At 62.5% G+C, this 14,057-nt stretch carries 9 protein-coding genes and 1 pseudogene; 5 read left to right on the top strand and 5 right to left on the bottom strand.

The features are described 5' to 3' along the window. Positions 1-770 precede the first annotated feature (770 nt). Positions 771-1,697 carry a LysR family transcriptional regulator gene (locus tag ACZ9GA_RS14960; RefSeq protein ID WP_457361939.1) on the bottom strand — a complete coding sequence of 309 codons (927 nt, stop codon included), beginning with the start codon at positions 1,695-1,697 and terminating at the stop codon, positions 771-773. Between the two features lie 348 nt (positions 1,698-2,045). After that, the gene (locus ACZ9GA_RS14955) at positions 2,046-2,912 is read right to left on the bottom strand and encodes a LysR family transcriptional regulator (protein ID WP_457361940.1); all 867 of its coding nucleotides are present in this window, start codon (positions 2,910-2,912) and stop codon (positions 2,046-2,048) included. Positions 2,913-3,036: 124 nt separating this feature from the next. On the opposite strand from ACZ9GA_RS14955, the gene ACZ9GA_RS14950 reads away from it, so the two are divergent. After that, complete coding sequence (locus ACZ9GA_RS14950; RefSeq protein ID WP_457361941.1) at positions 3,037-4,206, top strand: mandelate racemase/muconate lactonizing enzyme family protein; 1,170 nt, start codon at positions 3,037-3,039, stop codon at positions 4,204-4,206. A 77-nt stretch (positions 4,207-4,283) separates the two neighbouring features. Beyond that, a complete protein-coding gene (gene dctA / locus ACZ9GA_RS14945; RefSeq protein WP_457361942.1) occupies positions 4,284-5,600 on the top strand; it encodes a C4-dicarboxylate transporter DctA in 1,317 nt (438 codons plus the stop codon). A 102-nt stretch (positions 5,601-5,702) separates the two neighbouring features. Here dctA and ACZ9GA_RS14940 read toward each other — a convergent pair whose 3' ends face one another. From ACZ9GA_RS14940 to ACZ9GA_RS14930, 3 genes and pseudogenes are all read right to left on the bottom strand, one after another. Next, complete coding sequence (locus ACZ9GA_RS14940) at positions 5,703-6,341, bottom strand: DUF2931 family protein (protein WP_457361943.1); 639 nt, start codon at positions 6,339-6,341, stop codon at positions 5,703-5,705. Further along, positions 6,338-7,321, bottom strand: coding sequence for a phospholipase effector Tle1 domain-containing protein (locus ACZ9GA_RS14935; protein ID WP_476227625.1), 984 nt, complete (start codon positions 7,319-7,321; stop codon positions 6,338-6,340). The genes ACZ9GA_RS14940 and ACZ9GA_RS14935 overlap by 4 nt, the downstream gene beginning before the upstream one ends. Before the next feature lie 741 nt (positions 7,322-8,062). Beyond that, positions 8,063-10,336 (bottom strand): annotated as a pseudogene (locus ACZ9GA_RS14930) (type VI secretion system Vgr family protein); the annotation flags it as partial. A 253-nt stretch (positions 10,337-10,589) separates the two neighbouring features. Here ACZ9GA_RS14930 and ACZ9GA_RS14925 point away from each other — a divergent pair. The 3 genes from ACZ9GA_RS14925 to ACZ9GA_RS14915 all read left to right on the top strand — a co-directional run bounded on the left by ACZ9GA_RS14925 (position 10,590) and on the right by ACZ9GA_RS14915 (position 13,962). Next, on the top strand, positions 10,590-11,282 hold the full coding sequence (locus ACZ9GA_RS14925) for a helix-turn-helix transcriptional regulator (RefSeq protein ID WP_457361944.1): 693 nt from the start codon (positions 10,590-10,592) through the stop codon (positions 11,280-11,282). A 6-nt stretch (positions 11,283-11,288) separates the two neighbouring features. Next, complete coding sequence (locus ACZ9GA_RS14920) at positions 11,289-12,209, top strand: pyridoxal-phosphate dependent enzyme (protein ID WP_457361945.1); 921 nt, start codon at positions 11,289-11,291, stop codon at positions 12,207-12,209. Positions 12,210-12,282: 73 nt separating this feature from the next. Continuing rightward, entirely contained in the window at positions 12,283-13,962 is a 1,680-nt protein-coding gene (locus ACZ9GA_RS14915) for an NAD-dependent malic enzyme (protein WP_457361946.1), read from the top strand. Positions 13,963-14,057: the final 95 nt, after the last annotated feature.

The raw sequence follows: 14,057 nt of genomic DNA, 5'->3' as shown, positions 1-14,057 counted from the left end.
TCCCGAGCTTCGCCCGGTCCCACAGGGAAAGGGGCAACCGTACGTAGCCGCTGCCGCAGGCTGCGCTGGCCCTGAGCCCCGCTGCAGATCTTCAGGGTTCACACCGGCCAGCGCAGCCCGGCGGCGGCTACGCGCGATTCATGTGTGGGACCGGGCGAAGCTCGGGAAGGGTTCGGCGCGGAAGACGGGTTGGCCGCTTCCCGAGCTTCGCCCGGTCCCACAGGGAAGGGGGCAACCGTACGTAGCCGCTGCCGCAGGCTGCGCTGGCCCTGAGCCCCACTGAAGATCTTCAGGGTTCACACCGGCCAGCGCAGCCTGGCGGCAGCGGCTACAGCGCGATTCATCTGTGGGACCGGGCGAAGCTCGGGAAGGGTTCGGCGCGGAAGGCGGGTGGGCCGCTTCCCGAGCTTCGCCCGGTCCCACAGGGAAGGGGGCAACCGTACGTAGCCGCTGCCGCAGGCTGCGCTGGCCCTAAGCCCCACTGGAGATCTTCAGGGTTAACACCGGCCAGCGCAGCCCGGCGGCTACGCGCGATTCATGTGTGGGACCGGGCGAAGCTCGGGAAGAGTTCGGCGCGGAAGACGGGTTGGCCGTTTCCCGAGCTTCGCCCGGTCCCACAGGGAAGGGGGCAACCGTACGTAGCCGCTGCCGCAGGCTGCGCTGGCCCTGAGCCCCGCTGCAGATTTTCAGGGTTCACACCGGCCAGCGCCGCCTGGCGGCAGCGGCTACAGCGTGATTCATGTGTGGGGCCGGGCGAAGCTGACGTGGGGCTACGGGGGGCTCGGCGTGGCGACCAGTTCGCGGCAGGTCGCCATCAGCAGCGAACGCAGCCACTGATGCCCCGCGTCCCGATGGCTGCGCTCATGCCAGGCCAGGGTCTTGGAAAAACCGGGTATGTCCACCGGCGGTTCCTTCATCACCAGCCCGGGCTGATTGAGCGCCAGGCGCTGCGGCACCACGGCAATCAGGTCGCTGACCCGCAGGATTTCCGGCAGCACCAGGAAGCTGGTCACCGAGGTGACCACCCGGCGGGTGTGGCCGATGCGGGCCAGCGCCGCGTCGGTGACGCCGGCGAAGGCGCCGCCGGACGACGACACCAGCACATGATCCAGCGCGCAGAAACGCTCCAGTGTCAGCTCAGCTGCCGAGGCGTCCGGATGATCGGCGCGCATCAGGCACACATAGCGTTCGTCGAACAGGGTGGCGGCATGCAACCCCGGGCTCAGGCTGTCCGGGGTGATCAGCGCAAGGTCGACATCGCCGCGGTCCATCTGCCCATCCAGCGCCTGATAATCAATGGGCCGCACGGCCACGCGGATGTTGGGCGCCTGCTCGCGCAAGGCGGCGAGAAACGGCACCACCACGGCGCGAAGGGCATAGTCGGTGGAGGCCAGGGTAACGGTCATCGCTGCGCTCGACGGCTCGAACGCTTGCGGGCGCAGCATCGTCTCGATGTCGCTGAGCAACTGTTTGACCGGCGCAGCCAATGCCTGGGCGCGCAGGGTAGGGACGATACCCCGTTGCGCGCGCACAAACAGCGGGTCGTCGAAGCTTTCGCGCAGGCGCGTGAGCATGCCGCTGACCGCCGGCTGCGTCAGCGACAGGCGCTGGGCCGCCCGGGTCACGCTGCGCTCGTCCAGCAGGGCGTCGAGTGCCTTGAGCAGGTTGAAGTCCAGGTGCTTGATATCAGGGTTCATGATGGGTCTGCCCAGCGGGCTTTTGATAGGCTTATGTCACGGTAGCAGCCAGTGTTCTGGGCAGTCCAGTCTGATTTCGTCTACCCAACGCGGACACGCCGAGGTCGCGCCGCCGTGTAGCAGCGGCCGCCAGGCCGCGTCACAGGCACTACGGTCCACGTGATACACCGCGTGCACCAGACGCAGCCTTCGGCAGCTGCTACAGAGGCAGGCTCCCACAGTGTGACCTCCACAAGACAGTTGCTCCCACATAGACAACAGGACGGCGTCGTCTGCATCGCGGCCAAGGCCGGCTCCTACCTCGGATGGCGTAGGAGCCGGCCTTGGCCGCGATGCAGGCGACGCGATCTACACGACCAGGCTCGACCAGAAGGCTTCGGCCACCGTGCCAAGGGGCATGCGCGGCCGGAAGATGCGGATGTCGGTAGCGATATCCGGCAACGCAACCTGCGCCCGCACCAGACGCCCGGAAGCCAGCTCCGTGGCCGCCAGGCTGTCGGGCAGCCACGCCACGCCCTTGGCCTGCAAGGCCATGGACAGCAGCACCGCCGCCAGGTGGGAGCTGAACACCGTGTCCATTTTCGGTTGATCAAGCTGCGCCTGCAGGTGCGAGGCCACGATCCGTCCCAGGCCCGATTCTGCGGTGTAGGCCAGGAACGGGATGCGTTCATCAAGCGCCAGCTCGGGCGATTGCAACGCCTGCAACGTGTCGCTGCCGATCACCTTGCTGTCGAACCGCGAGGTGTCAAAGCGCGGTGGCACGCCGGGGTGCTGGTGGCAGATCAGGAATTGCACCTGGCCGCCCAACAGCAATTGCTCACACGCCGCCATGTTGTCCGAATGCAGGCTGATGCCTTCCAGGGGCGCGCCATTTTCCACCGCCCTGATCCAGCCGGGAAAGAAGGTGAAGGACAGCGAATGGGTGGCGGCAAAGTGCAGGGTACGCACCGCCTTGCCCGCTACCTCCTGCACATCAGCACGCATCTGATGCAGCCGCCGGGTTAACTCACGGGCGTTGTCCAGCATGCTCAAGCCAGCTTCGGTCAAGGTTGCGCCCTGGGTGGTGCGCTCGAACAAGTCGACGCCCACCCAGCTCTCCAACGCTCGAATCCGGCGGCTGAACGCCGGCTGGGTCACGTGTCGCAACTCCGCAGCCCGGGAAAAGTTTTCGCTCTCCACCAGGGCGTTGAAATCCTCCAACCACACCAATTCCATGAGTGATGCCTTGTACGCATAGGGTGCCTCATTAATAGCATTGGCTTGAATTTTGAGTCCAGCCTTAGAGTTCTCTCGCACCCACCTGGCCCGCCAGGCACAACAATCAGAGAGGACTTTCCCCATGCGCATCGTCGACATTCGCGAGAAGACGGTTTCCATCGCATCCCCCATTGCCAATGCCTATATCGACTTTTCCAAGATGACCTGCTCGGTGGTCGCGGTGATCACCGATGTGATTCGCGATGGCAAGCCAGTGATTGGCTACGGCTTCAACTCTAACGGCCGCTACGGTCAGGGTGCGTTGATGCGTGACCGCTTCCTGGCGCGTATCACTGAAGCCGATCCCGAGACGCTGATCGACAAGGAGCACAACAACCTCGACCCGTTCGCCATCTGGAAAACCCTGATGACCAACGAGAAGCCCGGCGGCCACGGCGAGCGGTCGGTGGCCGTGGGCACGATCGACATGGCGGTGTGGGATGCCGTGGCGAAGATCGAGGGCAAGCCGCTGTATCGGCTGCTGGCGGACCGTTACCGCAACGGCGTTGCCGATGACAAGGTGTGGGTGTACGCCGCAGGTGGCTACTACTACCCCGGCAAGGACCATGGCAAGCTCAAGGCCGAGATGCAGAGCTACCTGGACCGCGGCTACGACGTAGTGAAGATGAAGATCGGCGCCGCGCCCCTGGACGAGGACCTGCGCCGCATCGAGGCGGTGCTGGAGGTGGTGGGCGACGGCCGCCGCCTGGCGGTGGACGCCAACGGCCGTTTCGACCTGCAGACGGCCCTGGCCTATGCCGAGGCCATCAAGCCCTACAACCTGTTCTGGTACGAAGAAGTCGGCGACCCGCTGGATTATGCCTTGCAGGCCGAGCTGGCCAACCACTACGAGTTGCCGATGGCCACCGGCGAGAATCTGTTTTCCCACCAGGACGCCCGCAACCTGCTGCGTCACGGTGGCATGCGCCCGGACCGCGACTACGTGCAATTCGACTGCGCACTGTCTTATGGTCTGGTGGAGTACATGCGCACGCTTGACGTGATGAAGGAACTGGGCTGGTCATCGCGCCGCGTGGTGCCCCACGGCGGCCACCAGATGTCGCTGAACATCGCCGCCGGCCTGCATCTGGGTGGCAACGAATCCTACCCGGACGTGTTCCAGCCCTTCGGCGGCTTCGCCGACGGCATTCGCGTGGAGAACGGCTACGTGGGCCTGCCGGACATTCCCGGCGTGGGCTTTGAAGCCAAATCCGAGCTGTACACACTGATGCGCGAACTCGGCGAGGGCTGATCCCCCTGGCTGTCAGGCGGCCCCCACGCACGGGGGCTGCTTTTGTCCTCATACAAAAACAACATCGAGGTACAACCATGAACACGGCCAAGCGCTGGTACACGCTTTTGTATGTCCAGGTGCTGTTCGGCATCATCATCGGTGGCCTTATCGGCTACCTGGTGCCGGACGTGGGCGCCAAACTGCAACCGCTCGCCGACGGCTTCATCAAGCTGATCAAGATGCTGTTGGCACCGATTATTTTCGGCACGGTGGTGGTCGGAATTGCCAAGATGGGCAGCATCAAGGAAGTGGGGCGCATCGGCGGCAAGGCGCTGCTTTACTTCGAAGTGGTCTCCACCATCGCCCTGGTGATCGGCCTGGTGGTGGTCAACATCATGAAGCCGGGCGCGGGCATGAACATCGACGTTGGCTCGCTGAACGCCGATGCCATCAAGGGCTATGCCCAGACGGCCCATGACCAGGGCGGCGCCATCGCCTTCTTCATGAACATCATCCCCACCACCTTCGTCGACGCCTTCGCCAAGGGCGCCATGTTGCAGGTCATCTTCATCTCCGTGCTGCTGGGCATCGCCCTGGTGCAGATCGGCGAGCCGGCCAAACCACTGATCAACGTCATCGACCTGTTGCTGCAGGGGCTGTTCCGCATCGTCGCCATGGTGATGCGCCTGGCCCCTATAGGCGCCGGGGCGGGCATGGCCTTCACCATCGGCAAATACGGCATCGGCACGCTGGTGTCCCTGGGGCACCTGATGCTGGCGCTGTATGTCACCACGTTGCTGTTCATCGTGGTGGTGCTGGGCAGCATCGCGCGCTGGTCGGGCATACCGCTGTTCACCTTCGTGCGCTATTTCAAGGACGAGATCCTGGTCACCCTGGGCACCTGCTCCACCGAAGCGGTGCTGCCGCGCATGATGATCAAGCTGGAGAAACTGGGTTGCCGCAAGTCAGTGGTCGGCATGGTGCTGCCCACCGGCTACACCTTCAACTCCGACGGCACCTGCATCTACCTGACCATGGCCGCCATCTTCGTGGCCCAGGCCACCAACACGCCGCTGACCCTGGCGGACCAGTTGGTGGTGTTGGGTGTGCTGTTGCTCACCTCCAAGGGCTCGGCCGGGGTGGCAGGGGCAGGCTTCGTGACGCTGGCGGCGACGCTGTCGGTGATCCCGGAAATTCCGCTGGTGGGGTTGGTGTTGCTGCTGGGGGTGGATCGGTTTCTCAATGAGGCGAGGGCGGTGACCAACTTGTTGGGCAATGGCATTGGGACGTTGGCGATTGCCAAGTGGGATGGGGCGCTGGACCAGGGTATGGCCCAGCGCGAGATTGCCTTGATGAACCAGCCACGAGGGGAGGCGGTGGTGCCGGTGGTCAAGGCGGGTAGTCACCTCTGATAAACGCGTAGCCGCTGCCGCCAGGCTGCGCTGGCCCTGTGGCTCGCTGAAGATCCTCAGGGTTCACACCGGCCAGCGCAGCCTGTCGGCAGCGGCTACGGGTTACCAGGTGCCATAGGGGATGCCGTATTTCTCGATGTAGGCTTTGTTTGCGGGCTCCATGGGGATGTATTGGCCGTTGCTTTTGCCGCCGTAGGGGCCGCGTGGGTCGACTTCGGCCTGGTAGCGGCCGACTTCCTTGTAGCCGAGGCAGCCGGCGCCTAACCAGACTTTGACGATGCCGCCTGGGGCCATGCCCAGGGTGAGGGTGTGGGGATAGAGGGTCATATCCCTTCGGGCAGGGACGCAGTACATGTGTGTTGGTTCTATCATTTCGTCACGGACCCATTGGGGGATATCTATCTTGATTCGGTAGGTTTGCGGCTCCACCAACGATTGCCATCGTAAAACGACCTGCACGGGCAAATCGATATTATTGATGGGCATGGTTTTTCCAACACCGCGATTCCAGCCCTCCGGTGTGGAGGCATACCCCGCAACTCCTCCAAAAACATCGAAATATAACTTTCGGCTTCTATCAAATACGTCCACACTTTCAACCCACACCTCCATGTGCCTCGGCGCGGAAAGACCGATGTACCAAGCGTTGTAGGGTAACTTTCGCCGCTCATTGGAGGGCCATCCACTTACACAGCCGACTAAGCAAAAAAACAGCCCAATGACTAGGCAAAGACGTTTCATTGCGGGTACCCCTTTTGAGGCTCGTGAGGATAAATATTGCGCTGGCTGGTGGGCGTCGGTTTGTTGACTGCCAACCCTAAGCGAAGGCTCCAATTTGCCGATTGATGGATGTAACGACTAATCAGCAATTTTTCCTGGTTAACGTCGAGGTCAGCGCTTTTGCCTCCCAATGCTTGTCCCAAAATGAGATCGGCGACGTCTTGCAGTTCTGCCGGCAAAGCCAAGTCAGGGCGCCCTTCAAGTCCTTTGAATGGCACTGCGTGACGAACAGCCAACTCACGCATCACCCGTAGCGAAACCAGGCTCAACTCACCACGCACCGAGCGATCCAATGTGATCACCATCCAGTGTTCCTTGGCCGCCATGGCGCGTCCTCGCGGCGGGTGTGGGGTTTCCCAGGTAACAACACCAATCTTGCCATCGCCAACGAGCGCGCTGGCGCGCAGCGTTTCGGCCCGATCATTGATCTGCCGCCATTGCGTGCTGTTTTCCAGCTTTTCGTTAAGCCCAAGCGTTACGCGAGCAGGTTGGGTCAACCACATCCGTTCCTGGCCCACGGGCAAATAACCACCGCCGATGTCAGAGTGCACCCCCGGCAGTTCTATCTCTTGGTGATCTTCCTTCACACTGTTAAGCGCGAAGTTCAACCGTACTTCGTCACGTGCCGTGAGCTGGAGCACTTTGCGGGCACAACCTGGAGGCAGATACAGGTTGACGCCTGGATTAAGGGCGTCAGTAATATTGAAGTTTGCCCTGCGTGGGTCCGCAACGGCGGCCACGGTGTCAAACAGGCCAATGAAGTTGAGCGTAACGTCGTTGGATGGGTCGAAATTTGGTAATATCCCTTGCTGCCCCCCTTTCAATACCCCGCTGAAGATACCGCGTCGCGGCTTGAGTAACTCATTAGCGCAGTGTCTAGCGGCTGCAGCGCCGCGACTGAACCCGAAAATGTCGAACTCGATCTTGCGGATCGTTTTCATGGGATTGGTTATCACGAAGCTCAGCAACTGCGCTGCAATCGCTTCAGGCGCTTCCTGCACCCTAGCTACTACACCTGTTTCTCCTTGGCCAAAGCCCTGTCCATAGTTGTTATCACCGTGGCCACTCCGAGTGCCGATGCCTTCCACGTAAATTGGAAAAAATGCCATCTCCGCATTGTCGGGAACACCTTCGATGGCGTGGTCTGGATACAACCGGTAAAGGTGAACCACATTACTCAGCGAATTTCCAAAGCTGCTGTCTGGTGCCGCCTTGAACCTCCCTTCCGAATACTCCTCATACCCAAGCTCCTTGCATTGCTCGATCAGCATCTTCAACGCTTCCCGATCAAACAACTCCGCATCCTCGCGTTGACACTGTTGAGCCGCCGCCGCATTGGACAAGTTGTTCCCCGTCCCATCGAAAAACAGCCCGATCCGCAGGGTAATACCCTCAGGCCGCTCTTCCTCCTCTTCTTCCTCTTCCTCCGGCAGGTCATAGCTGATCGACAGATCCGTCTCATCGACCGTCCACACCCGCGCGGTCAGCCCCTCCTCATCGGAAACCCCACGCCATTCCTGCGCCCCATCATGTGTCTTGATCACATACCGCGAGTTGGCCACTGGCATCTGCCCATCCGGCCGCAGCAACTGAAATTGCTGGCTGTACTCAAACGGCGGGTTATTGGGTGTGGGCAGGTCCGGCAACGTTGGCGCGTTGCGACACTTTTCGTTGTGGTAGGCGAAATACACCGACCGTAGATTGATCTCGCCTTCCGAGGCCGCTTCGATGCCGTAGCGGTCCATCTGGATGTAACTGCCATTCGCATTGAGGGTGATCTTTTTCCTCGCAGTAATACGAATCTCATCCTCGCTACTGGTGATATCCAACCCATGCCGCGCCAACAACTCCAACTTGTCGTTCTGCGCCTGAACACTCACCGGTCCCTGGTTGGCGATCAGCTTGATGCCCAGCTTGTCGACAAACGCACTCAACCCCGCGCCAATTCCCAAAAACAGCCGCTTCACCACGCTGACATCGGCCTGGCCGCCCGCGTTGAGGATCAGGTTCTGCTGCGCCGCCAGTTGAAGATGCTTGCCACTGGTAACGGCGATGCCATTGGGCGCGCTGAGCAAGGCGACCGCGCCGCGCAGTTGCTCGACTTCCTCGCGCAGCAGGGCCATCTGATGGTGAACTTCGGCGGGGTCAGCGCCGCAAGCTTCGGCTTCGCGGGACAGTTTGTAGCTCTGCTCACCGGCATCCTTGAGGCGATTGACGGCGGCTTTCATGTCCAGCACCGGGCCGCCAGCCTTCGGTTGGGCATCGGCGCTGATGAACACCCCTTGGCCGGCACGCAGGGCACCGTGGGCGTCGGTACGAAGCTCGAATCCGGCACCGCGTTTCTTTTTCGTGGAATCGACCACATGACCCAGGTTGAGCTGGGTCTTGCCGCCATGCTCGGTCGCCAGCTTCACATGCTCTTCGCCCCGCGTATCCTCCATGCGCAGCTTGTTGTTGGCCGGCGTGCGCAGGATGTTGCGCTTTTCGTTCTTGTAGTTGATGTGATCGGGGTGATCGCTGTCGTGCAGGGCATGGGCGATATAGGGCTTGTCGGGATCGCCATTTTCAAACGCGATCGCTACTTCCGTACCAATGATCAGCGGCAGGTGCAGGCCATGAGTATCACCGGCATACGGCCGTGCCAGGCGTAGCCAAGTACTTTCTTGCCCTTGTGGCCAAGTGTCGCGATCGAACAAGAAGCGCACGTGGTAGCGCCCTTGTTCATCAGTGTCGGCGTACTGGTTGTACTGCTGCTCACTGGAAATCCGCGCCGCCACCGTGCCCGCCATCACCGGCTTGGGCTTGAGCGCCGGACGGAAGCACACATCGCGGTCGTAGGGCATGCCGGTAAAGCAGGCAATAAAGCTGCTATCCCGCGCCGCCCGGGTGGTCAGTCCGACGATCACCGCGCCCGGCGCAAATGCCGCTGGCGCGTCGCCTTTCAGCGTCAGGCATTGGCCCGGTGCCAGAATGGGACTGCTGGTGGTCCCACTCAGCCGGGTCCGGTCATTGAGATAGCGCTCATGATGCAACCGCGCCAGGCCAATCCCGGTTTCCGGTTCTTGCTCATGCCGAAAGGCGTATCGGTCGCCCATGGCCGTAAACGCATCGCCGACATGGTGAGCATCGCCGTAAGTGGTAGTCGCCCCACGGGTCTGATCGATATCCCCCTCAAGCTTCGCGTAGACATCGTTCGGGTCATAGGTACGAACATGAATGTGCTTCTCGACCACCTGATGATGCGACTGCAATTGCCAGATAGCGTCCTGCTCACCACTCGATAAGCCCGACCCCGAACGGCACGGCAATTCCACGTCAAACCGGTAAAACCGCTGCTCATCATGAAACTCCAAGACCCCGATATTCAGGCGCTCGTCAGTCCCAAAGCGATACCAGATCCCCACCTCGGCCAACAATCGTTCAATAAAGGCCAGATCACTCTCGCCGTACTGCATCACCTGCAACCGCCGCGGATACTCGTACAACAGGTCAAACAGAAAATGCTGCCCCAGATAACCATGCCGGCTGCGCAGGATGCTTTCGACAATCTCCGGCACCGACTGCTGCTGATAGAGGCGGTATTCACGACCGCGCCCCAACAAAGCCAGGCGCGGTTGCAACACCACCTCGTAGCGCGCCTCGTCACGCGATGAAGACAAGCGCTTGAACTCCGTGATCACCCCATGCACCTTGCGCAACGGTACCGGCGCAGGCACCTGCATGCCGCGATACAGCGGCTTCTGCGGTAGCGGATACAAGCTGAAGTAGGCCTCATGGCCCAGGATGTCTTCGGCCGGAATGTCCTGCACCGCACTGGTGAATTCGATGCGGTACTTGAAGCACTGGCTCAACCGCTCCTCACCCTCGAACGCCAGCACATCAATCGGCGCCTTACAGTTGTACACCTTGAGCCGATGCCGGCTGTGGTCGAAGAAAACCGTGGGTTGCAAGGACATGGATTCCCCCTGTCATGATCAATGAGAGGAGGACTCTGGCAGCGCGCCCAGGGCAAAGCTGTAGGACGTTTCCCAAGGTTGCGCAGGCCCTTGTAGCCGCTGCCGCCAGGCTGCGCTGGCCCTTGAGTACGCTTAACATCTCCAGCGAGGCACAGTGCCAGCGCAGCCTGGCGGCAGCGGCTACGGGGTGGTTGATAAGTTAAACAAATTGTTTAATATTGAATGATATGTTGAATTTACAAGGCGTCTGCCCATGCCATCACCCGCCGTCCTCTCGCACCGCCACCTGGTGCTGCAAGTACTCAAAGCCACCCTCACCACCCTGGGCAGCGTCATCGGCCGCAACACCGAAATCGTCCTCCACGACCTCGAGAACCCCGAACACTCGGTGCTGGCCATCGTCAACGGCCAGGTCTCGGGCCGCGTGGTGGGCAGCCCGGTGCTGGGCGGCCCCCAGCAGGACCGTGGCTTTGCCGCAGTGATGCAGGCGTCGGCCGGGCAGGGCGGTGGCGAGCCGGTGGTGATCCCCGATTACCCCACGCACCTCAACGGCCGAACCCTGCGCAGCGCCACGGCGGTGTTTCGCGATGCCGATGGCACGCCGTTCGCCAGCCTGTGCGTGAACGCCGACATCACCGGCCTCAGTGCCGCCCAGGCCCTCCTGGACCAGTTGCAGCCCATGCTGCAGCCCGCCGCCCCGGCGACGGCTGAGCCTGCGGACATGGCGGTGCTGATGGGCCAGATCATCCAGGACTCACTGGCGCGCCATGGCCTGGGCAAGATGACCAAGCAGGCCAAGGTCGAGGCCGTGCGGGTGATGCAGGAGCGCGGGCTGTTCATCGTCAAGGGCGGGGTGGAAAAAGCCGCTGCCGCCCTGGGGGTCAGCCGCTTCACCGTTTACAACTACCTTGAGCAATTGCGCACCCCCATTGATGCTGCCCGGTAAACCTTCATGACCCTGCATATCCAGACCCCGCTGTACGAATCCCGCCCCATGAGTGCCAGCGCCGGCTGCCAGGTGTGGCTAAAACTCGACGCCCTGCAACCGTGCGGCTCGTTCAAGCTGCGCGGCGTGGGCCATGCGTGCGAAGTGCACCATGGCCGCGGCGCCCGGCATTTTGTCTCGTCCTCGGGCGGCAACGCCGGCCTGGCGGTGGCCTACGCCGGGCGCCGTCTGGGCGTTGCGGTTACCGTGGTGGTGCCGGAAACCACCACCGCACGGGCCAAGGAGTTGCTGGCACTGGAGGGCGCCAAGGTGATCGTCCACGGCGCCAGTTGGCAGGAGGCCAACGAGCTGGCGCAGAGCCTGATGGGCCCTGGCGACGCCTTCATCCACCCCTTCGATGACCCGCTGTTGTGGGCCGGTCACGCCAGCCTGATCGACGAAGTGGCCCAGGCCGGCGAGAAACCCGATGCGGTGGTGCTGTCGGTAGGTGGCGGCGGACTGTTGTGCGGGGTGATCGAAGGATTGCGGCGCAACGGTTGGCACGATGTGCCGGTGATTGCCGTCGAGACCCATGGCGCTGCGTCCTTGCATGCGGCGGTGCAGGCCGGGCATGGCGTGGCCATCGACCGTATCGAGTCGATCGCCACGTCCCTGGGCGCAAAGCGGGTGTGCGACCAAGCGGTGAAGGAACTGGCGGCGCACCCGATCCACAGCGTACTGGTGTCCGACCAGCAGGCGTTGCAGGCCTGCGAGCGCTTTTTGGAGGACCATCGCGTGCTGGTGGAGCCCGCCTGTGGCGCGGCCCTGGCCCTGGCCAGTCAGCCCGCGGCCCTGTCCGGTTACGGCAAGGTGCTGATGGTGGTGTGCGGCGGTGCCACGGCGACGCTGGCGCAGATCCGTCAGTGGTCGGCTGCCGTCGGGGCATAAGGCAACCCGCGCCAGATCGACTACCTTATGGTGCTGCAACGCAATAATCCGACCACAAGAAGGAGTGCACACCATGACCGATCAAGCCAGACGTCCGTTGCTGGTGCCTTTTGCCGGCCCTACCTTGTTGGGCACGCCGCTGCTCAATAAAGGCACCGCCTTCAGCGAGCAGGAGCGTGCCGAACTGGGCCTCAAAGGCCTGTTGCCCGCCCAGGTCGAGACCATCGACGAGCAGGCCCGGCGCGCCTTCGCCCAGTTCGAAGCCTGCTCCACAGACCTTGAGAAACACGTGCTGCTGCGCTCCATCCAGGACTTCAACGAAACCCTGTTCTACAAGCTGGTGGATGACCACCTGGACCGCATGCTGCCGATTATCTACACCCCCACAGTGGGCAAGGCGTGCCAGGAATTTTCGCGCATCTACCGCAGCCACCGCGGCCTGTTTATCAGCATCGACGACGGCCAGCGCATCGATGAAATCCTCAACAACGTCACCAAGGACAACGTCAAGGTGATCGTGGTCAGCGACTGCGAGCGCATCCTTGGCCTGGGCGACCAGGGCGTGGGCGGCATGGGCATCCCCATCGGCAAGCTGTCGCTGTACACCGCCTGCGGCGGCATTAGCCCGGCGCACACGCTGCCAGTGGTGCTGGACGTGGGCACCAACAACCCTGAGCGTGTGGCCGACCCGCTGTATTTCGGCCTGCGGCATGAGCGTGTGCGTGGGCAAGCCTATGACGATTTCGTCCAGGCGTTCATCGACGGCGTGAAACGGCGCTGGCCCAAGGCGATCGTGCAGTTCGAAGACTTCGCGCTGGCCCAGGCCATGCCACTGCTGGACCGGTTCCGCGATCAGCTGTGCTGTTTCAATGACGATATTCAGGGCACTGCGGCGGTTACCGTGGGCACCTTATTGGCTGCGTGCAAGGTCAAGGGCCAGCGTCTGGCAGACCAGGTGGTGGCGTTCGTGGGTGCAGGCTCAGCCGGTTGCGGTATCGCCGAGCAGATCATTGCCGCCATGCAGCTGGAAGGCGTGAGCGAGGCCCAGGCGCGGCGCCAGGTGTTCCTGATCAACAGCAAGGGGCTGCTCACCGATCGCCAGACCGGCCTGTACGATTTCCAGGCGCGCCTGGCCCATCCCAGTGACAGCCTGACGGGCTGGCAGTACGACGGTGACTGGCCGTCGCTGCAGGAGGTGGTCAGCAATGCGCGGCCCACCGTGCTGATTGGCGTGTCCGGCAAGGCCGGGCTGTTTACCCAGCAGATCATCGAGACCCTGCACCAGGGCTGCCCTCAGCCGATCGTGATGCCGCTGTCCAACCCCACCTCGCAGATCGAGGCGCACCCCAAGGACATCCTGCAATGGACCGACGGGCAGGCGCTGGTGGCCACCGGCAGCCCATTCTTGCCGGTTGAAGTGTTGGGCAAGGTGTTCCCCATTGCCCAGTGCAACAACTCCTACATCTTCCCGGGCGTGGGCTTGGGCGCCATTGTCAGCCAGGCCACGCGCATTACCGACGGCATGCTGATGGCTTCGGCCCACGCATTGGCCGATTGCGCGCGGGAGGGGCAGATGCTGCCGGCGCTGCGTGAGGTGCAGACGGTCAGCAAACGCATCGCCTTCGCCGTGGCCAAGGCAGCGCAGGCCGATGGGGTGGCAGTGCCGCAGGGTGATGACGATTTGAATGCGGCCATCGAGGCGCAGTTCTGGAAGCCGGTGTACCGCCAGTACAAACGCCGGTCGGAGGTGTAGCAGCGGCCGCCAGGTCGCGTCACGGACCCCGCGCATGTGCTGACCCTGCGCGCTGTCTGTGACGTCCGCTTCGGCAGCTGCGGGGATGCGGTTTC

This window comes from Pseudomonas sp. TE3644, from assembly GCF_056278815.1.
Note: the sequence above shows the minus strand (reverse complement) of the source record. Positions and strands in the feature narration are given on the sequence as shown.

What these genes read in the sequence shown, in the direction of transcription:
- ACZ9GA_RS14960 (WP_457361939.1), bottom strand. Translation starts at nt 1,697, where the DNA reads ATGAACCCTGATATCAAGCACCTGGACTTCAACCTGCTCAAGGCACTC.
- ACZ9GA_RS14955 (WP_457361940.1), bottom strand. Translation starts at nt 2,912, where the DNA reads ATGGAATTGGTGTGGTTGGAGGATTTCAACGCCCTGGTGGAGAGCGAA.
- ACZ9GA_RS14950 (WP_457361941.1), top strand. Translation starts at nt 3,037, where the DNA reads ATGCGCATCGTCGACATTCGCGAGAAGACGGTTTCCATCGCATCCCCC.
- dctA (WP_457361942.1), top strand. Translation starts at nt 4,284, where the DNA reads ATGAACACGGCCAAGCGCTGGTACACGCTTTTGTATGTCCAGGTGCTG.
- ACZ9GA_RS14940 (WP_457361943.1), bottom strand. Translation starts at nt 6,341, where the DNA reads ATGAAACGTCTTTGCCTAGTCATTGGGCTGTTTTTTTGCTTAGTCGGC.
- ACZ9GA_RS14935 (WP_476227625.1), bottom strand. Translation starts at nt 7,321, where the DNA reads ATGAAAACGATCCGCAAGATCGAGTTCGACATTTTCGGGTTCAGTCGC.
- ACZ9GA_RS14925 (WP_457361944.1), top strand. Translation starts at nt 10,590, where the DNA reads ATGCCATCACCCGCCGTCCTCTCGCACCGCCACCTGGTGCTGCAAGTA.
- ACZ9GA_RS14920 (WP_457361945.1), top strand. Translation starts at nt 11,289, where the DNA reads ATGACCCTGCATATCCAGACCCCGCTGTACGAATCCCGCCCCATGAGT.
- ACZ9GA_RS14915 (WP_457361946.1), top strand. Translation starts at nt 12,283, where the DNA reads ATGACCGATCAAGCCAGACGTCCGTTGCTGGTGCCTTTTGCCGGCCCT.